This is a genomic window from Xanthomonas euvesicatoria (genome assembly GCF_013112235.1).
In the GTDB taxonomy this organism is placed as follows: Bacteria; Pseudomonadota; Gammaproteobacteria; order Xanthomonadales; family Xanthomonadaceae; genus Xanthomonas; species Xanthomonas euvesicatoria.
Genome location: NZ_JABFFS010000001.1, coordinates 2,325,758 through 2,349,052, shown reverse-complemented (window position 1 = coordinate 2,349,052; position 23,295 = coordinate 2,325,758). Strand labels below are relative to the sequence as shown.

27 protein-coding genes, 1 tRNA gene and 1 other RNA gene are annotated in these 23,295 nt (G+C 60.0%); 12 read left to right on the top strand and 17 right to left on the bottom strand.

Annotated elements, in window-relative coordinates:
- Window positions 1–11 precede the first annotated feature (11 nt).
- From HLH45_RS10180 to ffs, 4 genes are all read left to right on the top strand, one after another.
- Window positions 12–371 carry a hypothetical protein gene (locus HLH45_RS10180; protein ID WP_008573464.1) on the top strand — a complete coding sequence of 120 codons (360 nt, stop codon included), beginning with the start codon at window positions 12–14 and terminating at the stop codon, window positions 369–371.
- A 72-nt stretch (window positions 372–443) separates the two neighbouring features.
- A complete protein-coding gene (gene pycTIR, locus HLH45_RS10175; protein ID WP_008573463.1) occupies window positions 444–1,355 on the top strand; it encodes a Pycsar phage resistance system effector protein PycTIR in 912 nt (303 codons plus the stop codon).
- 8 nt (window positions 1,356–1,363) lie between these two features.
- Window positions 1,364–2,059, top strand: a complete 696-nt coding sequence (gene pycC, locus HLH45_RS10170) for a Pycsar phage resistance system uridylate cyclase PycC (protein ID WP_046932286.1) — start codon at window positions 1,364–1,366, stop codon at window positions 2,057–2,059.
- Between the two features lie 861 nt (window positions 2,060–2,920).
- Window positions 2,921–3,017, top strand: an RNA gene (ffs, locus tag HLH45_RS10165) — signal recognition particle sRNA small type.
- Between the two features lie 161 nt (window positions 3,018–3,178).
- Here ffs and HLH45_RS10160 read toward each other — a convergent pair.
- The 7 genes from HLH45_RS10160 to HLH45_RS10130 are packed head-to-tail and all read right to left on the bottom strand — an operon-like array spanning window position 3,179 to window position 7,292.
- Window positions 3,179–3,625, bottom strand: coding sequence for a molybdenum cofactor biosynthesis protein MoaE (locus HLH45_RS10160; RefSeq protein WP_008571286.1), 447 nt, complete (start codon window positions 3,623–3,625; stop codon window positions 3,179–3,181).
- Window positions 3,622–3,867 carry a molybdopterin converting factor subunit 1 gene (gene moaD / locus HLH45_RS10155; RefSeq protein WP_008571288.1) on the bottom strand — a complete coding sequence of 82 codons (246 nt, stop codon included), beginning with the start codon at window positions 3,865–3,867 and terminating at the stop codon, window positions 3,622–3,624. Before moaD ends, HLH45_RS10160 begins: the two co-directional genes overlap by 4 nt.
- Window positions 3,864–4,361: a cyclic pyranopterin monophosphate synthase MoaC gene (moaC, locus tag HLH45_RS10150; protein ID WP_008571290.1), complete on the bottom strand. Its 498-nt coding sequence runs from the start codon at window positions 4,359–4,361 to the stop codon at window positions 3,864–3,866. The genes moaD and moaC overlap by 4 nt, the downstream gene beginning before the upstream one ends.
- Before the next feature lie 24 nt (window positions 4,362–4,385).
- The gene (locus tag HLH45_RS10145; protein ID WP_008571291.1) at window positions 4,386–4,766 is read right to left on the bottom strand and encodes a nuclear transport factor 2 family protein; all 381 of its coding nucleotides are present in this window, start codon (window positions 4,764–4,766) and stop codon (window positions 4,386–4,388) included.
- Window positions 4,763–5,794, bottom strand: a complete 1,032-nt coding sequence (gene moaA, locus HLH45_RS10140) for a GTP 3',8-cyclase MoaA (protein WP_008571292.1) — start codon at window positions 5,792–5,794, stop codon at window positions 4,763–4,765. Before moaA ends, HLH45_RS10145 begins: the two co-directional genes overlap by 4 nt.
- Window positions 5,794–6,543, bottom strand: coding sequence for an MBL fold metallo-hydrolase (locus HLH45_RS10135; protein ID WP_008571293.1), 750 nt, complete (start codon window positions 6,541–6,543; stop codon window positions 5,794–5,796). Before HLH45_RS10135 ends, moaA begins: the two co-directional genes overlap by 1 nt.
- On the bottom strand, window positions 6,543–7,292 hold the full coding sequence (locus HLH45_RS10130; protein ID WP_008571294.1) for a 3-deoxy-D-manno-octulosonic acid kinase: 750 nt from the start codon (window positions 7,290–7,292) through the stop codon (window positions 6,543–6,545). The genes HLH45_RS10135 and HLH45_RS10130 overlap by 1 nt, the downstream gene beginning before the upstream one ends.
- Before the next feature lie 20 nt (window positions 7,293–7,312).
- Here HLH45_RS10130 and HLH45_RS10125 point away from each other — a divergent pair, with 20 nt between their 5' ends.
- Complete coding sequence (locus tag HLH45_RS10125) at window positions 7,313–8,362, top strand: glycosyltransferase family 9 protein (RefSeq protein ID WP_008571295.1); 1,050 nt, start codon at window positions 7,313–7,315, stop codon at window positions 8,360–8,362.
- A gap of 371 nt (window positions 8,363–8,733) precedes the next feature.
- Here the strand turns inward: HLH45_RS10125 and HLH45_RS10120 are convergent, their stop codons facing one another.
- Together HLH45_RS10120 and HLH45_RS10115 are read right to left on the bottom strand one after the other, a co-directional pair.
- Window positions 8,734–9,138: a DUF6165 family protein gene (locus HLH45_RS10120; protein ID WP_008571564.1), complete on the bottom strand. Its 405-nt coding sequence runs from the start codon at window positions 9,136–9,138 to the stop codon at window positions 8,734–8,736.
- Between the two features lie 384 nt (window positions 9,139–9,522).
- Window positions 9,523–9,858, bottom strand: a complete 336-nt coding sequence (locus tag HLH45_RS10115; RefSeq protein WP_074038610.1) for a helix-turn-helix domain-containing protein — start codon at window positions 9,856–9,858, stop codon at window positions 9,523–9,525.
- A 134-nt stretch (window positions 9,859–9,992) separates the two neighbouring features.
- Here HLH45_RS10115 and HLH45_RS10110 point away from each other — a divergent pair, with 134 nt between their 5' ends.
- Together HLH45_RS10110 and HLH45_RS10105 are read left to right on the top strand one after the other, a co-directional pair.
- Complete coding sequence (locus HLH45_RS10110) at window positions 9,993–10,736, top strand: hypothetical protein (protein ID WP_223866290.1); 744 nt, start codon at window positions 9,993–9,995, stop codon at window positions 10,734–10,736.
- 11 nt (window positions 10,737–10,747) lie between these two features.
- The gene (locus HLH45_RS10105) at window positions 10,748–11,143 is read left to right on the top strand and encodes a hypothetical protein (protein WP_008571567.1); all 396 of its coding nucleotides are present in this window, start codon (window positions 10,748–10,750) and stop codon (window positions 11,141–11,143) included.
- Window positions 11,144–11,890: 747 nt separating this feature from the next.
- Here the strand turns inward: HLH45_RS10105 and HLH45_RS10100 are convergent.
- On the bottom strand, window positions 11,891–12,766 hold the full coding sequence (locus HLH45_RS10100; RefSeq protein ID WP_050541573.1) for a DUF7687 domain-containing protein: 876 nt from the start codon (window positions 12,764–12,766) through the stop codon (window positions 11,891–11,893).
- Window positions 12,763–12,999, bottom strand: a complete 237-nt coding sequence (locus HLH45_RS10095; protein WP_008571568.1) for a type II toxin-antitoxin system RelB family anti-toxin — start codon at window positions 12,997–12,999, stop codon at window positions 12,763–12,765. The genes HLH45_RS10100 and HLH45_RS10095 overlap by 4 nt, the downstream gene beginning before the upstream one ends.
- A 57-nt stretch (window positions 13,000–13,056) precedes the next feature.
- Between HLH45_RS10095 and HLH45_RS10090 the strand changes: the two genes are divergently transcribed.
- Window positions 13,057–13,929: a DNA adenine methylase gene (locus tag HLH45_RS10090; RefSeq protein ID WP_008571570.1), complete on the top strand. Its 873-nt coding sequence runs from the start codon at window positions 13,057–13,059 to the stop codon at window positions 13,927–13,929.
- Between the two features lie 185 nt (window positions 13,930–14,114).
- On the opposite strand, the gene HLH45_RS10085 is transcribed toward HLH45_RS10090, so the two are convergent.
- Window positions 14,115–14,468 (bottom strand): conjugal transfer protein TraD, encoded by a 354-nt coding sequence (locus tag HLH45_RS10085; RefSeq protein WP_008571571.1) that lies wholly within the window; start codon window positions 14,466–14,468, stop codon window positions 14,115–14,117.
- A gap of 246 nt (window positions 14,469–14,714) precedes the next feature.
- Between HLH45_RS10085 and mobQ the strand changes: the two genes are divergently transcribed.
- A complete protein-coding gene (mobQ, locus tag HLH45_RS10080; protein ID WP_008571572.1) occupies window positions 14,715–16,694 on the top strand; it encodes a MobQ family relaxase in 1,980 nt (659 codons plus the stop codon).
- A gap of 14 nt (window positions 16,695–16,708) precedes the next feature.
- Here the strand turns inward: mobQ and HLH45_RS10075 are convergent, their stop codons facing one another.
- Window positions 16,709–18,190, bottom strand: coding sequence for a site-specific integrase (locus HLH45_RS10075; protein WP_033478510.1), 1,482 nt, complete (start codon window positions 18,188–18,190; stop codon window positions 16,709–16,711).
- Window positions 18,191–18,278: 88 nt separating this feature from the next.
- Window positions 18,279–18,369 (bottom strand) — tRNA-Ser (locus HLH45_RS10070).
- A 197-nt stretch (window positions 18,370–18,566) separates the two neighbouring features.
- Between HLH45_RS10070 and HLH45_RS10065 the strand changes: the two genes are divergently transcribed.
- Window positions 18,567–19,271 carry a PP2C family protein-serine/threonine phosphatase gene (locus HLH45_RS10065; RefSeq protein WP_033478511.1) on the top strand — a complete coding sequence of 235 codons (705 nt, stop codon included), beginning with the start codon at window positions 18,567–18,569 and terminating at the stop codon, window positions 19,269–19,271.
- A gap of 41 nt (window positions 19,272–19,312) precedes the next feature.
- Here HLH45_RS10065 and dnaQ read toward each other — a convergent pair whose 3' ends face one another.
- From dnaQ to HLH45_RS10050, 3 genes are read right to left on the bottom strand one after another with little or no spacing between them, the layout of a single operon-like run.
- Window positions 19,313–20,047, bottom strand: a complete 735-nt coding sequence (dnaQ, locus tag HLH45_RS10060; RefSeq protein ID WP_008571573.1) for a DNA polymerase III subunit epsilon — start codon at window positions 20,045–20,047, stop codon at window positions 19,313–19,315.
- 8 nt (window positions 20,048–20,055) lie between these two features.
- Window positions 20,056–20,508 carry a ribonuclease HI gene (rnhA, locus tag HLH45_RS10055; protein ID WP_008571574.1) on the bottom strand — a complete coding sequence of 151 codons (453 nt, stop codon included), beginning with the start codon at window positions 20,506–20,508 and terminating at the stop codon, window positions 20,056–20,058.
- 27 nt (window positions 20,509–20,535) lie between these two features.
- Entirely contained in the window at window positions 20,536–21,192 is a 657-nt protein-coding gene (locus tag HLH45_RS10050) for a class I SAM-dependent methyltransferase (protein ID WP_003483816.1), read from the bottom strand.
- 12 nt (window positions 21,193–21,204) lie between these two features.
- Here HLH45_RS10050 and gloB point away from each other — a divergent pair, with 12 nt between their 5' ends.
- A complete protein-coding gene (gloB, locus tag HLH45_RS10045; RefSeq protein WP_008575010.1) occupies window positions 21,205–21,972 on the top strand; it encodes a hydroxyacylglutathione hydrolase in 768 nt (255 codons plus the stop codon).
- Complete coding sequence (locus tag HLH45_RS10040) at window positions 21,969–23,147, top strand: lytic transglycosylase domain-containing protein (protein WP_008575009.1); 1,179 nt, start codon at window positions 21,969–21,971, stop codon at window positions 23,145–23,147. Before gloB ends, HLH45_RS10040 begins: the two co-directional genes overlap by 4 nt.
- Window positions 23,148–23,295 lie beyond the last annotated feature (148 nt).

Sequence of the window (23,295 nt, the reverse complement as noted above, 5' to 3'; positions counted from 1 at the left end):
ATCTTTGGCGCATGGCCAATCCGCGACTGACGCCCGACCAACTCGACCTCGCCCGCACCTTGCTCGATGAAGTGCGGGCGAGGCTCGTGAACTTGAGCAGCGGCGACAAGGAACTGCTCTTTGCTTACCGCCGCAAGGTCTACAAGGAGCTGATGCACGACGAGCGCAGCAAGCCGATGGTCCGGCGGCGCTTGAAGCAGCTCAAGATGAAGGAGCAGCAAGGGCTTTGCCCGCTCTGCAGGGAGCTGCTGCCCGAGCGAGGAGCGGTGCTGGACCGTGCCCGGGCCATCAATGGCTACACGCTTCAGAACACCCGTCTGATTCATGACGCCTGCGACGTGGCCCATCAGTCTGCGAAGCGGTACACCTGAGGCAGGCACTCACCTTGAATAGAGGGCTGCGGCGCTCCATCCTAAACAGACATAGGCGCCACGGGGGTCGTAATGATCGAGCGATTTCAGGGGGACGAGGGACGGCGGCGCTTGGTCGCGACCCTCACAGAACATAGACTGGTAGCAAACCGGCAGGAGCTTGCGGAACGGCTTGTGGCCGTGGGCGAATTGATGGAGGCTCCCGCTGGGACCACCTTCATCAATCAGGGAGACCAGACCTCGGAGGTTTTCTTCATCATCGCCGGCAAGGTAGAAGTTCGGGTCAACGGCAAAGTTGTAGCGAACCGCTTCCCGGGTGATAGCGTCGGAGAAATGGCCGCAATCGAACCATCTCAGCCCCGGGCGGCATCGGTCATCCCCGTTGAAGATACGGTATTGATCAAAGTCAGCGAGGCCGAATTCTCGGCTGCTGCGGAGCAGTTCCCCGATGTGTGGAGGCGGATTGCGGCAACGCTCGCGCGGAGGCTAGCAGAGCGAAATCACTTGGTGACGGCCCAGCGAGAGCGGGTTCGGGTATTCATCATGTCTTCCGTGGAAGCGCTACCAATCGTAGACTTACTTATCAAGCAATTCGCACACGATCCGTTTCTGGCGGTGGCGTGGAAAAACGGCGTATTTCGGGCATCTCAATACACGCTTGACGAGTTAGAAGCCGAACTGGACGACTCGGATTTCGCCGTTGCCGTCGCGCACGGGGACGATGTTCTTATCACGCGAGACGACGAATGGCCGACCATCCGCGACAACGTCATCTTGGAGTTTGGCCTTTTCATGGGTCGCCTTGGGCGGCGTCGGGCTTTCCTGATGGAGCCTCGTGATGTGGATTTGAAGTTGCCGAGCGACTTGGCAGGATTGACGACCATCCCCTATCGCTACGTGAAGGGTAAAGATGCGGAACACTACATCGCGCCCGCGTGCGCGAGGCTCCGCGAATTGATTCTGGCAGCGGGCGCGAAGGACTAGGGGGCGACATGGGACTCAAAGATGAGTTGACGACTTTTTGTCACGACGTATTCAACGGAAACTGGGAGACAACGGAGGGCAAGAATGTTCCCGATGAAGACAGCAGGCTCACCCTCAAGAACACGGCGATTACCATTGACGGAACTGTCTTGTACGCCGACCTCGACGGATCGACCGCGATGGTGGACGGTTACAAGAACTGGTTCGCCGCTGAAATCTACAAGACTTACCTTTATTGCTGCGCGCGGATCATAGCTGCGGAAGGGGGAGTTGTAACCGCCTACGATGGTGACCGCGTTATGGCGCTTTTCATCGGGGAAAGGAAGAACACGAGAGCTGCCAGAGCCGCCATGAAGATCAAGTGGGCCGTTGATGAAATCATCATGCCCAAAAAGGATGCACGCTACACGAGCAACAAGTTTGCTTTAAAGCATGTGACCGGGATCGACACTTGCTCCCTATTTGTGGCAAAAACGGGCGCTCGCGGCGCGAATGACTTGGTCTGGGTTGGAAGGGCGGCGAACTACGCAGCCAAGTTGACCTCGCTTCCTTCGACCTACACTTACATCACCGAAAGCGTCTACAAGATGCTGGCGGACGAAGCAAAGACTTCAAACGGAAAGTCCATGTGGGAGAAGGTCACATGGAACACGTTCAACAACTCCACAATTTACCGCTCGAATTGGCGCTGGCGCATCGACTAAGGGAAAATCCACCGCGGCCCCTCGCCCAGCAGAACCGCGGCGCGAGTCGCAAGCCCTAGGCGGTCTGGATGCGCCCGGCCACGAGGCCGTCCAGCGAATCGGGCCGCCAGCCGTATTCCTCGCGCATTTCGAGCTTGGTCCGGAGGCGATCCGCCCGGACTCGATGTGCTGCCAGCGGTAGGTGCGTTCGTCGCGATGGAAGCCTCGGGCGCGCTCCCGGTAGGCAGGGTCCGCCCATCTGTCCTTCATCTGCGCGGATATGCGTGCGCGGTAGCGGGGATCGGCCATGGCCGGGCAATCTTCTTCCGCGTGGCGATTTCCTGTCGTAAAGCAGTTTCCCCGGCGCCGTCGCCTACGGCGTCATTCATGTCCGCGCCGAGGGTCGCTGTTTGGTCAGAGTGTCCCGGCGGACGAAGCGGATGCAATACATCCACCCCGCGCGCCCCCGATTCGGTCAGCGTCCGCGGCGAGTGGTTGCCGCACGCTTTTCTTCATCTTGTTGGGCGTGCGTTGCGCTCGACCTGCTTGTTCTCCTGGATTGCTTTCGCGACCCTGACAAGGGGGACGCGCCTTTCATGTTTCGTACTCCTCGCCCGACGCCTCGGCGATGGCCCAGGCGGCGAGCTGCTGGATCAAATTGGCGATGGGGGCGACCCTCAGGCTAGCCGCGGGAACGCCTGACCGGCTACAATGGCAGACCACAAAGCAGGACACCCTCCTGGTTTGCGTGACTGTAGGAGAGTCAGGACGTTCGAGCGGGATCAGTACCTCCCCCTCTCTCCGCCAGTTTCATGATTTGCGCAATGACACCCATGTCGCAAATCGCAGGGCCATGCCAATGGCCCACGTCTTATGGTGGCCCCGTCGGTCCCTCGCGACGCTAGATCGAAAATCCCGCCAGGGCCGGAAGGCAGCAACGGTATCGATTGATGCGGGCGCCGAGGTCAACCGGCGGGGACACCACCCCAACTTCGCAAGACTCCAGGCGAGCTTCCCGGAGCATCGACTTGCGCACGATCGATCCAGCAAAAAGCGGCAGTCAGCTCGTGCTGCGCCGCGCGGCTATGCAAGGCCGGCGCCGGCTCGCGCGCAGGTGCGCGCCGGACCCGCATCCGCCTGCTACGGTTGCGATTGGGGATGCAACCAATCCGCGTCGCCTTCCAGGTAATGCTCGTGCTTCCAGATCGGCACGCGCGCCTTGACCTCATCGATGATGTAGCGGCACGCATCGAATGCGGCGCCACGGTGCGCCGCACTGACGCCGACCCACACCGCCATGTCGCCTATACGCAGCTCGCCCACGCGGTGCACGCAATGCGCGTGCACGATGGCGTATCGCTGCATTGCTTCGTCCAGCACACGCTGCCCTTCGGCCTGTGCGAGCGCGGCATAGGCTTCGTAGCGCAAGCCGGCCACGCCGCGGCCTTCGTTGTGATTGCGCACCCAGCCTTCGAAGCTGGCGAACGCGCCGGCATGCGGATGTTCCACCCCCGCACGCAGCCGATCGATCGGCAACGGCACCTCGGAAAGCGCAAAGATCGCTGCAACCTGTTCGCTCACGCTCAACCTCCCGACACTGGCGGAATGAACACCACTTCGCTGCCATCGCGCAGCGCATCCTCCCAGCGCGCGAATGCGCCATCCACGGCCACACGCAACTGCGCAGGCGTCCAGCGCAGGCCATGCCGCGCATCGAGTTCCGCGTACAGGCTGCGCAGATCCTGCGCGCCGCTCTGCACGCGCTCGTCGGCAATTCCTGCGGCCTCGCGCAGGCTGGCGAAATACAGCACCGTCACCGTGGCGGTCATTGTGCCGCTCCGATGTCGCGCTTGCCGCCGCGCTTGGACACCAATTTGGTCGGACCAATGCTCATGCTGTGCGACAACGCCTTGCACATGTCATACACCGTCAGCGCCGCCACGCTGGCACCGGTAAGCGCCTCCATTTCCACGCCGGTACGATGCACGCAGCGCACCGTGCAACGGATATCCAGCAGCTGCTCGCCCGCCCAGTCGATCTCGAAACGGCAGGCATCGATCGGCAATGGATGGCAGAACGGAATCAATTCGTGCGTGCGCTTGACCGCCATGGTGCCGGCAATCACCGCCGTCTCCACGATGCCGCCCTTGGCACTACGCAAGCCGTTGGCGCGCAACTGTGCGGCCACGGCCGCCGGAAAGCGCACGCGGCTTTCCGCAGTGGCGCTACGGGCGGTAACCGCCTTGTCCGAGACATCCACCATGGTGGGGAGCCCGGCATCATCCAGATGGGTCAGGCGGGCGGAGCGGGAATTTGCAGGCATGGGAAGCGACGCGAAGACAGGCACTCAGGATGCGGCATTCTCGGTGAACAAGGTGCCTTGATGGAACAGCAGCTGCCATCCAGCAGCATTGCTGCGCCACAACGAGCTGCGCAAGGCCTGCCGCTCAACACCCTGACGGCGATCCACCGACCGATAGCGCACCTGCGCAAGATCCGGTGCCAGCCGCGCGCATTCGAAGTCTTCTGCGCAGTACTCGGCAGCGACACCGGGGGCGCGCAGGGCCGCGATCACCTCGCTCCGCGTGTACCGGCGGCCCGACGTACCGAACTCGACAAAGGCCGGATCGAGCAGCGCTTCCAACACCTGCACATCGGCACGCTGCTGCGGAACGAGCAGACGCAGCTCCAGCGTGCGCAGTTGCATCAGCAGCGCGTCCTCGCTCATCCGCCGATCAAGAACATCTCGACCGGCTTGCCGCGCCGCGGCACCGAGGCGCGCACTTCGCTGTAGCGGTCGCCACGCACGCTCCAGCGCTGGCGCAGATGCGTCGCCAGCGCAGGCTCGCCGTCGGCCAGGGCCGGCTTGAGGTCGTGGCCCTGACTGGCGAACAGGCAGGTATACAGATGCCCGTCGGCCGAGACGCGCGCACGCTGGCAATCGCCGCAGAACGGCACGCTGACCGAACTGACGAAGCCCACTTCGCCAGCGCCATCCGCAAACGCGTGGCGCTGCGCCACTTCACCGGTGTAATTGGCGTCCAGCGCCACCAACGGCCAGCGCGCATGGATGCGTTCGTGCAATTGCGCCGAGGTCACCACCGCATCCGCCGTCCAGCCATTGCAACTGCCCACATCCATGAATTCGATGAAGCGCAGCACGTGCCCGGTGCCGCGGAAGTGCTCCACCAACGGCAGCACCTGATCTTCGTTGACGCCACGCTGCACCACGCAGTTGATCTTCAGCCGCTGGAAACCGGCCTGCTCGGCGGCGGCAATGCCAGCCAGCACCTGCGCAATTTCGCCGCGATCGCCGCTCATGCGCCTGAACAACGCCGGTTCCAGCGCATCCATGCTGACGGTGATGCGGCGCAGCCCAGCCTGTCGCAGCGCGACGGCCTGGCGCCCAAGCAAGGTGCCGTTGGTGGTCAGCGCCAGATCTTCGATGCCCTCGATCGCGGCCAGCCGTGCGATCAGGCTCGGCAAGTCGCGCCGCAGCAGCGGCTCGCCGCCGGTCAGGCGCACCTTGGTCACCCCGACCGAAACGAAGGCACGCACCAGGGTTTCCAGCTGATCGAAACTCAACCGCTGCTGCGAGTCGAAGCCGTAATCGTCTGGCACGCGATCGGCCGGCATGCAGTACCCGCAGCGGAAATTGCAGGCCTCGATCACCGACAGGCGCAGATCGCGCAGCGGACGGCCGTAGCGGTCCTGCATCGGCGCCGTGGCAAGATCCGGCAGCAGCAAGGCGCCCATCAGGGCACCGTCGTTGCGGTCGGGTTCGCCAGCGCAAGGTATTGGCCGGGCACGGCGACGCGGTGGCCACGTGCACGCAGCACATCGCCGTCGGCGTCGCTGGCGTAGTGGTACAGCAGCATGCGGTTCAACAGGTCCTGCGGGTATTCCCGCTCCAAATCGTCCACGCCAGTATGCGACGGGTTGCCGTGAACGCCGCAGTCATGCGCGATGAGTTCGCTGTCGTCCGCATAACGCTTCAGCATTTCGGGGATCGGTCGGGTATCGCCAGTCCAGACCAGCGCCCCCTTCAAACGCAACCCGTAAGCCGTCTCGGGCCAGTGGTGGCGGACCGGGAACACTTCCAGCCGCACGCCGTCGTGCCAGAACGCATCGCCGACCGGCACCAGCTGGAATGCGTCCCAGAAGTTCGCCCCGCCCTCGGCCAGCACATTCGGGTAATCGGCGATGCGCCGCTGCAGCAGCGGCACGACCGGCGCCGGCACGTACAGGCGCGTGCGCCCGCGGCGCTCGGAAAAATAACTGTCGACGAACACCCGTTCCAGGCCACCGACATGGTCCAGATGCACGTGGGTGATGAAGATTGCCTGTGGCAGCTGGCCATAGTGAGCCTGATAGGCGGTCAGCCCCTCGCTGCCGCAATCGATGGTCAGCCAGGGCGCACCGGCGCGCTCGAGCGTGGCCATCGGCGAGCCAAGGGCCACCGCCGACGCATTGCCGACTCCCTGCACCCGCAAGCCCCAGTCCATCAGTAGCCCCGGCCCCAGGCCAGTTCGTAGGCGCGATGCAGGCGCGCATAGTCCTTGTCGACATCCTCGCGGCTGCGGTTGCCGCGCAGCTTCAACAGCGAGCGATGCAGCCGCCTGAGGTTGCGCTCGCGCCAGCGCGTGGCCGGAATGCGCAGCACGCCGCGGTCGAAATCGATCAGCCAGCCATGCCCGCCGGCATCGAACAGGATGTTGTGCGCGTTGAGATCGGCGTGATCCAGGCCAGCGCGATGGAAGCGTGCAATCAGCTGGCCGGTCGCCTCCCACGGCGCACCGCGACCGGCCACCTGGGCGTGGTCGGCCAATGAGCGCACGTTTTCCAGCCGCTCCATCAACAGCGCAGCGCGATAGCCCACGCCTTCGCGCAGATAGCAGGCGGCCAACGGGCGCGGCACCGGCAACTTGCGTTTGATCAGTTCGCGCATCAGCCGGAACTCGGCAAAACTGCGCGTGCGCCCTGCCCCTTTCCACAGGTAGCGATCGCGGCTCACGCGTGCGGCCATGCCGCCGCGCAGGTACTGCCGCAACACGCTATGCCCGAATGGCGCATCCACGAACCACGCGCCGCCACGCCCGCCCGCGTCCACCGGCCGCGCCCTGTCGCCCCATGATTGCGGCGAAAACAGGCTGGCATCGGCTTGCCGCAGCCGTTCGCGGTCGAACAGAATGGCGCCATACCCGCGACCTTCGCGGTACGGCGCCAGCGCTTCGGTGGCATCGAAAGAAACCATCTATCGAGTCTAACAACACCATGGCTGTAACGCCCGCATCGCTGTGTTTGCTGCGCTTGTCCGCCCTGGGCGATGTCACGCACGTGGTGCCGCTGGTACGCACGTTGCAGGCCGGGTTTCCTGAAACCCAACTGCATTGGGTCATCGACAAGGCCGGGCTGAAATTGCTCGAGGGTCTGCCCGGCGTGCAATTCCACGCCTACGACAAACGCAGCGGGGTGGCCGGCATGCGCGCACTACGCCGGTCGCTGGCACCGCTGGGCCGCTTCGATGCCTTGCTGCAGATGCAGGTGGCCTTTCGGGCCAATGTGCTGTCGGCCTTCGTGCCGGCGCGGCGACGCATCGGCTACGACCGCAGCCGCTCCAAGGACCTGCACGGCCTGTTCGTCAACGAGCGCATCGCCGATCGCCCCGGCATCCACGTGCTCGACGCCATCGGCAGCTTTGCCGAGCCGCTGGGCCTGCGCCAGACCCAGGTGCGCTGGGACCTGCCGGTGCCCGACCAGGCGCATGCCTGGGCACGCGCGCAATGGGACGACGATGGCCGCCCTGTACTGATGATCTCGCCCTGCTCCAGCCACCCGCGTCGCAACTGGTATCCCGATCGCCTCGCCGCGCTGGCCGATCATGCCGCCGCGCAGGGCTGGCGGATCGTGCTGTGCGGCGGCCGCAGCGACCTGGAACGCAGCACTGCCGATGCCACCGTTGCGGCCGCACGCACGCCGGTGCTGGATCTGGTTGGCAAGGACACCCTCAAACAACTGCCCGCACTGCTTGCGCGCGCGGACCTGGTGGTCACGCCGGATTCCGGGCCGATGCATATCGCCAACGCCATGGGCACCAAGGTGCTCGGCCTGCATGCGGCCAGCAACCCGCGACGAAGCGGCCCGTATTCGGACGTGCGCTATTGCGTGGACCGCTACGACGCCGCCGCGCGCAAATTCCTGCACAAGCCAGCCGACCAGCTACGCTGGGGAACGAAGATCGAATTCGACGAGGTGATGTCGCTGATCACCGTGGACGATGCGATCGCCGCCTTCGAGCGTTATCGCGCCGACCACTCACGCTGATTCTCGGCACCGGCGATCGGCAATCGATCGCCGCCACAGCCACAGCGCCGCATAGTTGGTGCGGCAGACACCGCGCGCAGCACCACGACGCACTCGCTACAGGATCGAGCAAGACTGACCACGGCAGTTGCCGGGTGGCGTGGACGGCGGGCGCTCACCACCCGAGTCGACGCGTGACATGCAACGCCTACGCACCGACTACGCGCGCCTCGTTGCCGTGCAGTCATTTCATCAGCCGCTGTATGTGGCTCGGCAATCCAGCGCCGAGCAAGTTGCAGCGGCGCCTGCGCAAGTGGGCTGAGATCGAGCGAACGCGTCCTGCAACCAATCGCGCCGTTCAGACCACCCGCGCAATCACCACGTCAATGCGCTCAGCCGCCAGTGGCGCGATAGTCCTGATAGGACTTTTCTTCCACATACGAAGAACCCAGCGCCAGGTTGATCTCCTTCTTGATGCGCGCGCGCTCGTCGTTCTCGATATACACGCTGCGCGCCAACTGCACGAAGGCATCGTCGAAGCTCTGCGCCTGCTCCTTGAGGCGGATGTCGTCCTCGATCACCCACAGCCGCTCATTGACGGCCTTGAGCTCGGCGCGCAGGCGCACGATGTCGTGGCCGGCGGCCGGATGCGCCATCCAGCTGGTTTCCAGCGCAGACAGCTCGTTGCGCACATTGGTCAACTTGGCCGCATCGCGCATGCGCTCGGACTTGATCTGCAGGATCGCGATCTTGTCGAGCAGTTCACCAAAAGACACGGGCACCAGGATCTCGGACATGACAGGCCTCCAACGGGGATCGGGCGGATTGTAGTCATCGCCGCGGCCGGCGACTGCCACACATAAACAAAAGCCCCCTTGCGGGGGCTGATGCGAATCTGGCGGAGAGTGGGGATTCACTCGGCACTTCGTGCCTTCGCCCTACGGGCGGCTTCGCCGTGCAGACAGCTGCGCTGCCTGTCGAACCCGGGGATTCTCACCCCCCAATGCCGCCGGCGAAACCCACGCGGCACTGGCGCACCTACTCGCCTCAATCTGGCGGAGAGGGGGGGACAATACGACCCACACCAATTTCCGCAAATTGTTCAGGAACTTACGCCGGGAAACCCTCAGTGGGAAGTGTCCCCTACGAGTCCAAAGAATGTCCCAAATTGCCGCCCATCGTCAACCCTTCTTCTCGGCAATGGCTCTCAAGGCGGCTATCGCCTCCTGCTGACGATCCTCGGGCAACTTCGCGATCAACAAAATGGCCTCGGCGAGCATGTCGGGTGTCGCGTAGAAGTAAGCCAACGGCAAACCCAACGCCTGAGCCAATTCTGCTGCGGTTTCAGGATCCGGATCGTGTTGCCCCGTCTCGTAGCGCGAGATGCGAGGTGCACCGGTGTTTTGCTCTTCCATTCCCAACATCCTTCCCAAGTCTGCTTGACGCAGGCCCAAGGACAGCCGGGCCGTGCGCAATCGTCGTCCGAACAGTGATGCAGGCGGCTTGATGGGAGGCATTGGGGGGTGTACCGAAAACACCTCTCCATTGTGACAAGTCCGGCCAATTCAATCATTTGCGTTTGTCGCAAATTATGGCATAAGCTCGTTTCGCCGGCACACGGCCGGCCCGCTGCTCAGCACAGGACATGGCGATGACGCCCACACTTAGAAATACCGCACCACGACCTCACACCACGGCGCTAGCCCTGACCTTCGGCCTTCTTGTGCCTTTCGTCGGCAACACGCAAGACAGCCCACAAAGCGCAGGTCAAAAGATTGGCAATCTATTTTCTGACGTGAAAAACAAATTGGGTCTGCGGATTGAACGGCCGGCGCAGGGTGGCGCCGGGGGTGTTCTCTACGCTCCCCTTAGCGGTGGGCAAACCTTCCGTACTTTGTTTCGCAACGAGGACCACGACCAAGCCATTCAAGGACGCTTGCAGTGGCCTCGCGCGGCCCTGACCTTTGTCGAGTACGGCCGAAATCTACCGTGCTGGACAGTCAAAGCGACCATTTGGACCAGTTCTACGTCCTCGCATGACGAAACATTTAGAACGTGCACGACCGCTAAATTGACCAAAACGAACGATTTGGGAGAAGTCAGTACCTTTGGCCGCTCCATCGGGTTTGTTGGACTGCTCAACGCCGAACCGCGTTTTGGAGCCGTGCCCACCACGGGCGACACTCGTACGCGCGGCCCAAACCCACCGCGACTGCTGTTTCAAGTCGATGTGGATAAGGCTATGCGCGACAAACTGCGCGATATCGTCATCAACTCGGCTTGGGTGTCTGGCTTCTACGGTCAGGGCAATGATCTGTCCCACGCGTCCATTTTTTATGACTATCGGATGTGGATCGCCGGCTTTGAACCCACAGGCAACCGCGACCAAGGCTAAAGGCACGAAGTATGGGATATAAAATTACGGGCGAGCTAACGTTGTTGGGCGACGCACAGTTCAGCGCCAACGGAGTTCGCCAATATTCGGTAATCGAAATCGGCGGAAAAGTCTACTCAAAACATCGCGCTCCCGCAGGTATCAACACTTACTTACAGCGCGCCGTCCGCATGAATGGCCCAACATCGCTGTACGTCGAAGGAAATTTTATTTATGGCGTAACACTTCCGGACGGTAAAACATATTGCTGGAAAAAGAACCCGATTGGCTCTTTCTTCATTTTAGGGGTCGGAATTATCGGACTACCATTTGTGATCGGGCTATTCTTCATCATTGCGGCGATCAGAGAATTGGCAATTAACAGCGGTAGCAATACCCTATTAAAACATGGCGCCGCACGCGTCTAGAAAGATCAAGCTGTAAAAAATAAACCCCGCTTGACAAATTGGCGGGGTTTATTATTTTAGATATATGGCCACACAGTTTAGGCGACTATGTGGCGAGTAAGGCAAAAAGAGAGTTTGCGCTACCCAAGCAGTTGCTCCTTTCATCTAAGTTAGCAACGCACGCGAAAAAATCAAGCCCCTTATTCGTCACCAATCTGTCTGAATAGCCATCGGATATTGAAGAAACGGGGCAAGTAACCACGCCGCAAATATTCGTGACTGTCGCGCAAGGCGGGGATTATTGAACACGGCGCTCTGCATAACTAGGTACGAAGGGTTGGACGATTTCCCCCCGACGTACTGGCCCTGACCAGGTTCAAGGCGGAGTTTATTCCGCGCACGGGGCTGACAACACTGATAAACCATGTGTTGTTTGTGGACTACGGCAGGGTGGGTTTGAAATCACATTCTGGGCGTTCACGGACAGGTTCGTTGCCCGCCTAGGGAGGTTTTCCCATGGGAAAACGAATAACATCTGTAAACACCCTTGCAAGAGTGGATATATATCCACCCTAAGTCTAACGACCTTATACTTTAGAAAAGCTAAATAATTTCATAGTAAAGCTAAGCTAAATTTTTTATAGAAAAGCAATATTATAAGCACGTAGCGGGGGTGGGAAGGGGTTATACCCCTTCGGGTTAATTACATATTTAAGTAAATCATATAGAAAAATCACATTAAAGATAAACAAATTGGAGCGCGCACAATTATACCGGTTTGCGAGCGTTGTCAATCCACTCTTGTGCAATCTGTGGAATCCGGTCCACGACCTCGCGGCCAAATATGACTTCAGTTACAAGGCCCATGTTCAGCATATCGATAATGCGGCATAGATAAGATTTACCGCTCACCCACCAAGTGCGGTGCGAGTCAATTATCAGAATGTGCTGCGCCCTCATTCCTTCATTCTGCTCCAACTCTTGGAGCTCAAGACCGTCCAAAAGTGTTTCGTATACTCCGTCTGCTACACGACTTCCGAACGTAGTAGTGTAGTAGTACTCCTTTATCTCCCACACCGCGATAGGATTGACAGTAGATGGGAACGCTCCATCAACACGACGGGCCAACGTCCGCAGTGGAATGCCATTTTTTGTAAACGTTGTTAACTGGCCCGGGTTGTAGTTACACGGCGCATCACCGATCACCTCGTGTAGTAACATATTAACTAGACCTGTCAGAAAAGCGGGCGCAGCCATCATGCCCTTTTGCTTATTCATTGGGAGCGGAACGAAGTGTGCTGGGCTCACCCGCGCACTTACCTGCTGAAAAAGTGCGTCAGCTTCTTCTACATCCATAAGATTGGGCCGCACCGTATGATTGAGTATGTCCGCGCGGTAAGCAAAATAATTTTGCAGCCGTTCTCCTAACTGAGTTATCTGGTTATCCACCAATAAGAGTGCAGGGCTAAGACCCAAATCGAGCAGTGCCGCTGCCATCTGCTCAACGCTATGGATCTTTACGGTCCCGGAACCCTTGGGCACTCCGCGCGGAGACCGATTCGTATACCCCAGCTTTTCTGATAACGTCCGAACCAAGGCCCAAAATCCCTGTTGCTGCCTCATGAATTCTGGATTTCCCCTCACCGCTCTCCCCTCTCAAGTAATGAAACGAAATCATAAAGACTTATACCCAGCACACTGCACAGGTCAGATAACTCAATCAGGTCTAAGCGGCGTTCGCCACTTTCGTACTTGCTGACATACGACTGCGGCTTGCCAAGGGCATTCGCCAAGTCGGTTTGAGTCATGTCTGACTGGTTTCGCAAGTCGCGAAGCAGTAGTGCAAGCAGTGCGTAACGGTCGTGGATAGTGTTCATTGACGACAACTTTAGAGTGGACTTGCCATCTATCCCAATTCAGGATATTCTTTGGGCATGTATCGTCCCCTCCCCCTACGCACTCTCGACCACGTCAACTTCAAAAGCCAGCTTCTGAAATGGGTTGGCAATAAGCAACGCGTCGCTTCGGAGTTGATCTCGTATTTCCCCCCAACGTTCAACACGTACATTGAGCCATTCGTTGGTAGTGGCGCTGTCTTGGGAACGCTGGCTCCGAAAAGTGCCATCGCTGGAGACATTTTTGCGCCCCTCCTAGAAATCTGGAAGGCTCTCAAAGACGATCCCGAACTGGTAATTGCATGGTATCAGCAGCGCCACAATCTTATTGGCGAAATTGGAAAAGTTGAGGCATATAAGTCAGTTCTGTCATCCTATAATCGTACTGCTAACGGTGCTGATCTACTCTTTTTATCGCGCACTTGTTATGGTGGTGTTATCAGGTTTCGGAAGTCTGATGGTTTTATGTCCACTCCGTGTGGGCCCCATGCCCCAATGCCACCCGATAATTTCGCGGCTCGCGCTTATATTTGGCATCGCCGAGTGAAAGGCACGCAGTTCCACCACGCAGACTACCGCGACTTGATGGAGCGTGCCAAACCTGGCGATCTCATTTACTGTGACCCCCCCTACGTAGACTCGCAGTCGATCTTGTATGGCGCGCAAGACTTTCGGCTCTCAGAACTTTTTCATGCTATTGCTGCGTGTAAGAAGCGGGGGGTCTATGTAGCATTGAGCATCGACGGCACTAAGAAGTCTGGCAACAATGTCGTTCGGATTGACCCGCCAACAGGCCTGTTTAAACGAGAAGTATTAGTGAACTGTGGAAGGTCCATGCTGCGTCGATTTCAAATGGATGGTCAGACACTTGAATCTGAACTTGTCGCAGATCGCCTGCTGCTGACGTACTAAGTTGTCAGCAACATAGTAAGATCTGGACTTGCCAGCGCATAAATTGAGGCCAACGATTTCGCCTAGTTACATTTTGCGGGCAATGCAGCCGTGCGCTTTTCGCAAACTGGACATGGCATGAGAGGATTTGAATGAGGACGGGTCGACTAGTGCTCAATTTTCAAAGACCTCTCATGTTTCCTTGTTTATCCGGAATCCCTTGCGGACTTGCGCGCCGCAAAATGTTGTAGGCCCATTTCCTTCAGTGCCGGCAATTTGTCTGGAGTGAGGTTACGCAGGGCTACCAGCAACACGCCACACAATTCGGCCGGATCCATGTGATCTGCGCCCGCAGCAATCACTACTCCACCAAGCTGAATTTTTCGGTGCGCGTCTTTTTCCCGTGTTAGTTTCCACGCCTCATCGAACTGCTGGCGTTTTAATGCCGCAGCGGCTCGGCTTTTTTCTTTTTGGACTTTTAGCTTTTCTTGAGCTTTGAGTTGCAGCAAGTGTTTTTCAGTTTGCTTTATACGCTCGCCTAGTGTTTTTTTTGTACTCATAGAAATATCCAAAATCTGGTCATTCCATTCAAACAGAAAATTGGCACTTGTCGAATCTAATTTTTCTGTTTCAATATACTAGGGTGACGGTTGAACGTAGCGAAACCCGCCCGATTGGTTCTTTTGCGACGCCCGAAGGGTGTAGTAATAGCGCACTTATGTTTTCCCCTTCGTGTGAAAACGCGCGGTCAGGGGCTACGCCCCCGACACCCCAAAAGGCCGATTGGCTTTTCTGTGTGGTTGGGGATGGTTTTTCTGTGTTTTATATTTTGCGGAGTTGTGGGCGTGGCGATATACCATTGTGAGATAAATAGCATAAGCCGAGCGAAGGGCCACAGTGCCACCGCCGCTGCCGCTTATCGTGCCGGTATTCGCATAGAGGACGACCGTTTGGGAGTAATCCAGGACTACACAAAACGAAGTGGTGTCGCCTCCTTTGAAATCCTTGCCCCATCTGGGTCTCCCGCTTGGATCTTTGATCCGTCGCGATTGTGGAACGCGGCCGAAGCCGCTGAAACCCGTAGCAATGCAAGAGTTGCACGGGAGATGGAAATTGCTTTGCCGTGTGAGTTGACCGAACTGCAACGTGAAGAACTGGCGCGTGATATTGGGCGGCAACTGGTTGATCGATATAACGCAGCCGTACAGATTGCGATCCATACACCGGACAAACACGGTGACCAGCGCAACCACCACGCTCATATTTTGTTTACATCACGGCAAGTTGGCGCCGACGGCCTTACCGATTACGCGGCTAAGGCGTTCGACGACTTCAAGCAGGGACCTAAAGAGGTGCTCTACTGGCGTGAGCAGGTCGCCAGTACAACCAATAAGCACCTGAAGAACGCAGGTCACGATGTGCGCGTTGACCACCGCACTCTTGAAGCCCAGGCGGTGGACGCCGCCAAGCGCGGCAGTTTAGATGAGATGCGCGAACTGGACAGGCTTCCCACAGTAAAGGAAGGCCGCGCACCGTCACGACGCCGACATGCGCGCATTCGCAACGCAAAAATCCGCGAAGAGAATGCCGTCAGACAGCGAGAGTGGGACCAAATGGAAATACAGGCGAACAACGAAGCGCGGCTGATGCCCGCGCACCATGATCGAAAACCCGGAGAAAATAATAATGAAGATGGAGCAAGAACCGTTGCCCGATCCCGAGCACGAAGAAGCCGAAAAGGTCCGGCACCTCTCACCAGTGATTCGGTCAATACTGATCGATTGCGAGTTGACGGACCTGGCCGAAAGCCTGTGCTTTCAGTGTCGCCAAGCCACCGTGTTGCAGTTGTCCAGTCCCGATGGAGTCCAGAACGCGGCCGTCATTCACTGCGCAGCACTTTCGAGGGACATTCAGGTGACGGTGGCGCGCTGCACTTCACATCTTCCACAGTCATCCGAGGCGGTTCACTGACTGAAACACCGATTGTTCAAGCATTAGGGGCGGTAGCCAAACCCGCTTTGGATCCATCGCAGCCCGCGCGCGTAGCGCGTGGAACAGTGGCCCCAAAGGGGGCGCTAAAAATCTTCAGTTCCGCGCCTAGCGGAGGGGGCAGCAACGCTCGGATTTCTGTGACTGGAAGTGAGTACGACCGCAGGATGATGCAGTTGGATCAAGAGCGCTTAGACATGGAAGCCGACGCGGCACGGCAAGGGCGACAACGGGATGCGGAAGTTAAAGCATTATTGGAGTCGTTGACTGCGTTGGAGGCAATGCATTGGCGCGACCAGAACCGCCGAATTGCGGAGGCGCGTGCTTGGCTCTCCACGCACGAACACGAGGAGCAGCACCGGTTCGCTGAGCGTGAGCGGCGCAAACGTGTGAGAGATACGGAATGGGCACGGCTGCAACAGTGGAAGCAAACCAATCCCGAGCCGTGGCAATTTTTCCCAAAACACAAGCATTGGGCGTCTGCATTGGAAGAACGTACGAAGTCACTACGAACGGCAGACATAGATTATAAGTTGGCTAAAACCAATGCCGACTTGCCAGCCTTGCAGAAGTTGGGACGCGAACGCATCAAAATGCAAAGACAGTTGGCACGGGCCACCGCAGCCCGTCAGGCCATTGCTATGCTTCCCAGCGAACATGAGCAACAAATCGCTTTACCCATTGCACCGCAACCGCCCATCATGGAGCCGCAGCGCGATACACCCAAAGTTGCGCGCAGTCGCTGGGCAAGATTTCCGGCTCTAAATCCACCGGGATACAGAAGGCCCATTGGCTGAATAAGCGGCTAGCTTTACAAGAACTCCTTCAATTTCTTGATGTTCAACACACCTTGCTGTTCCCAACACAATGACGGGTGACACTGTTTCGACAACTGCTCATAAGCGTTTTGACTATAGTTTAAACTGTGCGCCGTATCCAAGGTGCTGGGCTTTTCGCTTTGTTCGTGTCCTACGTACCGTTCGCGCCAGCCCTGAGAAACGCCATGTCGTGTCATCTGCGTAATTACAGTGTCGCGGAATGAATGGAGTCCCATTTGTCCCATCCTTGGCTTGATGCCTCGCCGCGCGATATAGCGAATAAAAGCACGTTGTGGGGCACCTGCGGGCCCGTTGTTCGCGGCCTGCGTCAGATCTGGAAAAAAATACTGTTCCTTTGCAATTTTTAGTCGCTCCACACGCTCTAGAATCCCTAATTCAATCAAATCCGGATGGATTGGAACTTTGCGTTCGCTGGCTTCGCTTTTCGTGCTTTTGTATTCTCCCAACAGGTTGAAGTCGAACACCCACACTCCCTCTTCCTGCACGATGTCAGCCACTTCCATTTTCGCAATTTCGTTGCTGCGGGCACCTGTGTACACACAAATTAAGGCTACCCAGCGGTCGCGCTCATTGCCCAAGTCGTGGAAATGGTTGAAATCGAAAATATTCTTCAACTGCTCAATATTGAATGGCTCCGATCCAAGCGCCGCCGCTTTTCGCTTTTCCTTTTTAGTGATCGTAATGTGACCGTGAGCAGGGTTTTTCCCATCCTCGAAGTACCCTGATGCCATCGCCCATTTGAAAAATCCCGCAAGCCAAATTTGCGTACTATTGACCGTACTGCGTTGCAATCCCTTTGTTAGTTCCTGTTCGAGAAATGCCGCAATTTGGTGGCGTTGAATTGCGTACACAAACGAGCGGGGTTTGATGTAAGCCGTAAACTCATCGATTGTCTTGACCACACGGCCAAACGTCTTTGCTTTACCTAGCCGCTTGCGTACGACTTCAATATATTTTTCTCTAGCGATGGCGATGGTAATCGCCTTCACTCCCGGGGGTGCGCCAAGTACAGCCGAGACAGGAGGCAGCGTAGCAGGCGCAAGCGTCGGCGGAGACGATTGTGTCCGTGCCTGTTCATTTAGCCGCAACAGCATTGGGAGCGCCGCAACCAAATTATCGGCATCCGCTTGCGTTCCATCGGTTTCAACACGCAGCCCCCCGTTTGAACTGACCTCCAAGGTGTAATCACGTGTCTGATCCTCTCCAAACGCTGTCTGCGCGCTTCTGAGAAGGTCCTCTAATGATTTGGTCACACCACCCCCATCAATCTGCACGAACGCTTGTTGATAGCGTACAGCCAGATACAGCGCCTTGACTTGTGCAAGACGTGGATCGGTTGTGTGCAAAGCATGCTTGATGACCTTACGGCGCAGAGTATTGCGCAGGCGCAAGGGAACAATAATACGAAAGGAAAAGCCGCCAGAACGGCGAACAAGGTAGGTCGGTAAGCGCACAAGTGTCCCAACGTTGTCCCGTTGAGTGTCCTCGGCGCTCGTTCCTTGTTGCGTGTAAGTTGCTGTTCTACAACAACTTATCTGAAAGTGGCGGAGAGGGGGGGATTCGAACCCCCGAGGCGCTATAAACGCCTGCCTGATTTCGAGTCAGGTACATTCAACCGCTCTGCCACCTCTCCAGATGGTCCCCAGTGTCCTGGGGCCGTGCATCATACGGGCACATGGCCCGCGCCACAAGCGGCCCGGGCCGGCGCAGGCAGGGCCAGGCGCGCGTCCAGGCGTGAACCGGTGCTGCGGCACCCGTGCGTGGCGTGTTGCCGCTAACCGGCCGGGCCGCGATGATGGTGGCGCATCTTCTCCTTGGCGACCCGGCCCCATGCTCGAATTCGGACACCTCACCCATGTCGGCCTGCGCCGTGACCTCAACGAGGACACCTACTACGGCGACAGTGAGCTGGGATTGTGGCTGGTCGCCGACGGCATGGGGGGGCATGCCTGCGGGGAAGTGGCCAGCGCACTGGCCCGCGAGACCATCGTGCGCGAAGTCCGCGCCGGTACCCCGCTGGCGCAGGCGGTACGCATCGCCGACGAAGAGATCATCAAGACCTCGCGCCGCTGCAACGACACCTTGCCGATGGGCACCACCGTGGTCGCCGCGCGCGTAATCGGCCAGCGTTTCGAAGTGGCCTGGGTTGGCGACAGCCGCGCCTACCTGTGGCGCGATGGCCGGCTGGCGCAGCTGAGCCAGGACCACAGCTATGTGCAGGAGCTCATCGCCCAGGGCACGCTGACCAGCGAGCAGGCACGCGCGCACCCGCATCGCAACGTGGTGACCCAGGCACTCGGCGTGACCGACCCGGCACATCTGAATGTCGCCATCATGCAAGGCGAACTCAAATCCGGCATGCAGCTGTTGCTGTGCAGCGACGGCCTGACCGAAGAGGTGGACGATGCCGCCATCGCGGCCACGTTGTCGCAGGCCGATTGCAGCGCGCAGGAATGCGTGGAATGCCTGGTCGCCGCCGCACTGGATGGCGGCGGTTCGGACAACATCACCGCGATCCTGGTGCGCAGTTACTGATGTAGCGCCGCGCGCGAGCAAAATACCTCAGGCAAGACGCCTCACCCGGCGACCGCAATCTCCTCGACCGGCGGATCCCACAACGCACGCCCTGCCTTCTTGCGCAGCTGCGCCAAGCGTGCCTCGTGGGCCTGCAATTCGGAAGCGGTCACCGCAATGCGCGGACGCGGCAACAGCAGCGCCGGGTCGAACGCAATCACGCCGCTCGCCGCATCGGTCTGCTGACCGGCGTCGGCACTGGCAAACCCGATTTCCTCCTGGCCGGAGGTCAGCGCGATATACACATCGGCCAGGATCTGGGCATCGAGCAACGCGCCGTGCAGTTGGCGATGCGAGTTGTCCACGCCCAGACGCTTGCACAAGGCATCCAGGGAATTGCGCTGCCCCGGATAGCGCTCGCGCGCCATCATCAAGGTATCGACCACCGTGGCGCGCTCGACGATGCGCCCGTAGTGATCGCCCAGCAGCGCCAGTTCGTTGTCCAGAAACCCCAGGTCGAACGCAGCGTTGTGGATGATCAGTTCCGCGCCGTCGATATAGGCGAGAAACTCATCCACCACCTCGCCGAACAGCGGTTTATCGGCCAGAAATTCCAGGGTCAGCCCGGTCACCTCCTGCGCGCCCGGCTCGAAGTCGCAGTCCGGCTTCAGGTAACGATGGAAATTGTTGCCGCTCGGGCGCCGCTCCAGCAGCTCCACCGCACCGATTTCGACGACGCGGTTGCCCTTGCGCCATTCCAGGCCGGTGGTTTCGGTATCGAGAATGATCTGACGCATGTGTCCTCTTACGATGTCGCAAGACCATCGCGCTGGGCGATGGCCTGATTGCGGGCGAGCACGTCGACGCGCTCGTTGTCCGGGTCGCCATTGTGGCCTTTCACCCAACGCCAATCGATGCGATGGCGCTGCGTGGCCGCGTGCAACCGCTCCCACAACTCGCGATTTTTGACCGGATCGCCACCGGCGGTCTTCCAGTTGCGTCGCACCCACCCCGGCATCCATTCGGTGATGCCCTGGCGCACGTACTGCGAATCGGTATGCAACACGATCTGGCACGGCTCGGTCAGCGTTTCCAGCGCCATGATCGCCGCCATCAATTCCATGCGGTTGTTCGTCGATACCGCCTCGCCGCCGGCCAGCTCCTTTTCGCGGCCGTTGTAACGTAGCAAGGCCGCCCAGCCGCCCGGGCCGGGGTTGCCGAGGCAGGAGCCATCGGTATGCACTTCAATGGATTTCATCAGGTTCCAGAGTTGAACGTAAACAGGTCAGATCGTGGCCACCGGCTGTGGCCAGCGGGCAGGCAGGGCGATCGGCGTCGGCCCGATCGCCGCGGCAGCACGCTTTTCCACTTCCAGCAGATACACCGCGCGCCAGGGTGCCCGGCCGGGGTCGGTGGACTCGCCGCTGGGGCGCCAGATCGGCCCCAGGTAGCGCTCGGCCTGCACGCTGTGCAGACCGGCACGCTGGGCCAGGAGGCGCCAGCGATCCGGGCGCAACGCGACCGGCCCGCGCCGCGCCCAGCGGAAGCGGTAGGGGCTCATCGGATTGAGCGTGAACAGCCACAGACGGCCGCCGGGCATCAGCAGACGCTCGCATTCGGCCAGAAAGTCCGCTGCCCCGCCAACCACCGCATGTTGCGCCACGATCGCCTGCAGGCTCTCGGTCGGCAGCGGAAACGGCAGCGCGCAGCGTGCGTCGCCGGCAAAGCGCCCGGCACTGCGATGCAGGCGCAAACCGCGCCCTTGCAGCAACTCGCGCGCAGGCATGTCGGCGGTCGGCGTCAGCCACAACCACGGCTGCGACGGCCGTGTCTGTAGCGCTTCCAACGCCAGACGACGCTCCAGCTGAAGCAGGCCGCGCCCCGCGCCGGTTTCAAACCAGGATGAGACGCCAGCTTGACGTGAGAATGGCGGGGCAGGCATGGTCCCAATTCTATGCGACTGATCGCCCTGCCCGCATTCGACGACAACTACATCTGGGCGCTGATCGCTGCAGATGGCCGCGCCATCATTGTCGACCCCGGTCAGGCCGAGCCGGTCCTGGCTGCCGCGCAGCACCAGGGCCTGGTGCCGAGCGCCGTCCTGCTCACCCACCACCACGGCGACCATATCGGCGGCGTTGCCGAGCTCCAGCAGCGCTGGCCGAACCTGGCGTTGTTCGGCCCGGCCGACGAACGCATCCCGGCCCACGCGCATCAGGTAGGCCAGGGCGAGCGCCTGCGCCTGCTCGATGTCGAGTTCCAGGTGCTCCAGGTGCCCGGCCACACCCGCAGCCACATCGCCTTCGTCGCTGACGGCTACCTGTTCAGCGGTGATACCCTGTTCAGCCTAGGCTGTGGGCGGATGTTCGAAGGTACCGCTCCCCAGATGTTCGACTCGTTGCAGCGCCTGGCCTCCCTGCCTGGCGAAACGCTTGTGTGTTGCGGCCACGAATACACCTTGGCCAATGCGGCCTTCGCGCTGCACGTCGATCCCACCAACGCTGCCTTGCAGCGCCGTCAACAGGAAGCCCAGGCCATGCGTCATGCAGCCCGTCCTACCCTGCCGATTTCGCTCAAGAGTGAACTGGCCACCAATCCGTTCTTACGCACCGGCCGCCCCGAGATCCGCGCTGCAGTGGCACCGCGCGCAGCCGGCGAGCTTTCCTCTGAAGTCGATGTTTTCGCCGAACTTCGGCGCTGGAAAGACGAATTTCGCGCATGAGGCGCCTGGTTTTGACAGTGCTGGCCGTCTGTTCGGCCATCGCACCGGCAGCCGCATCGCCCAATGACGCAAGCTCCGCCCCCGCCAGTAGCCAGACCGCGCAAGCCAGCGCGCCAAGCCTCCGCAACGGGCGCGAGATTTTTTCGGCCTTCCTCGACGGTCGCGCCGACCCGGGCTGCGACAGCGCCCATAGCGATGCCCGCTGGGAACAGCATTTTTCGCGCGCCCCGGCACGTCTGGCAGACGATGCGCAGGATGTCCTGCCGTTATTCGGTTATGTCGTCGACGAGTTGCGTAAGGCCGACATGCCGACCGAATTTGCGCTGATCCCGTTCGTGGAAAGCGGCTACCGCCCCGGGGCCCGCAACGGCAGCGGCCCTGCCGGCCTGTGGCAGTTCATCGCGACCACCGCGCGCAACCACCAGGTGCCGGTCGGTGCGCAATACGACGGACGCCTGTCGGCAGTGGACTCCACCACTGCGGCGGTGCGCTATCTCAAAACCCTTTACGGCATGTTCGGCGGAGACTGGCGCTTGGCCCTGATGGCCTACAACGCCGGCGAGTACCGCGTGCTGCAGGCAATGCGCAGCGCCGGGATGAACGCGCAAAACGCACGCCCCTCCGAATTGCCGGGCATGTCCAAGGTCACCTACGACTATGTGGAGAAACTGCACGCACTTGCCTGCGTGCTGGATCACGCGCAACAGCAGGGCAACCTGCTGACGTCGCTGGATCGCCAGGTGCCCGTCCTCACCGAACATGCGTTGCCGGCAGGCACCAGTCTCAACGCCTGGGCCGGACAGCGCGCGATCGAGCCGCAACTGCTCGCGCGCCTGAATCCCGCCCTCGCTGGCGCGCGCGCTGCGCCGCGCGGCGTGCACGTGCTTGCGCCGCTTGCGCCGCCGCAGCCCGGTGCAAATAGCGCCATGGTCGCCTCTGCCGAGGTGGGAACTGGCGCCGCCAGCAGCACTCCCGCACCGACCGCCGTTGCCTCTGCAGCCAGCAAAGCGTCGACCTCGCCAGCACGTACCCACACCGTGCGCAATGGCGAATCGGCCTGGGCGATCGCACGCCGCTATGGCATCACCGTGACGACGCTGCTCGCCACCAATGGCCTGGACAAAAGCGCCATTCTGAAGCCTGGCATGGTGCTGTCGTTCGACGACTCGCCCTAAAGTGACGCGCCAAGGTGCGACGCACCTTAGACGTTGTCGTGGGCACAGGCAGGCGGTAGGCGGTAGGCGGTAGGCGGTAGGCGGCATGATCGCGCCGATCCTGAACTTCGCTCACCAACCCAGCCTTCTCGTCAGGCCGCTTCGGTCG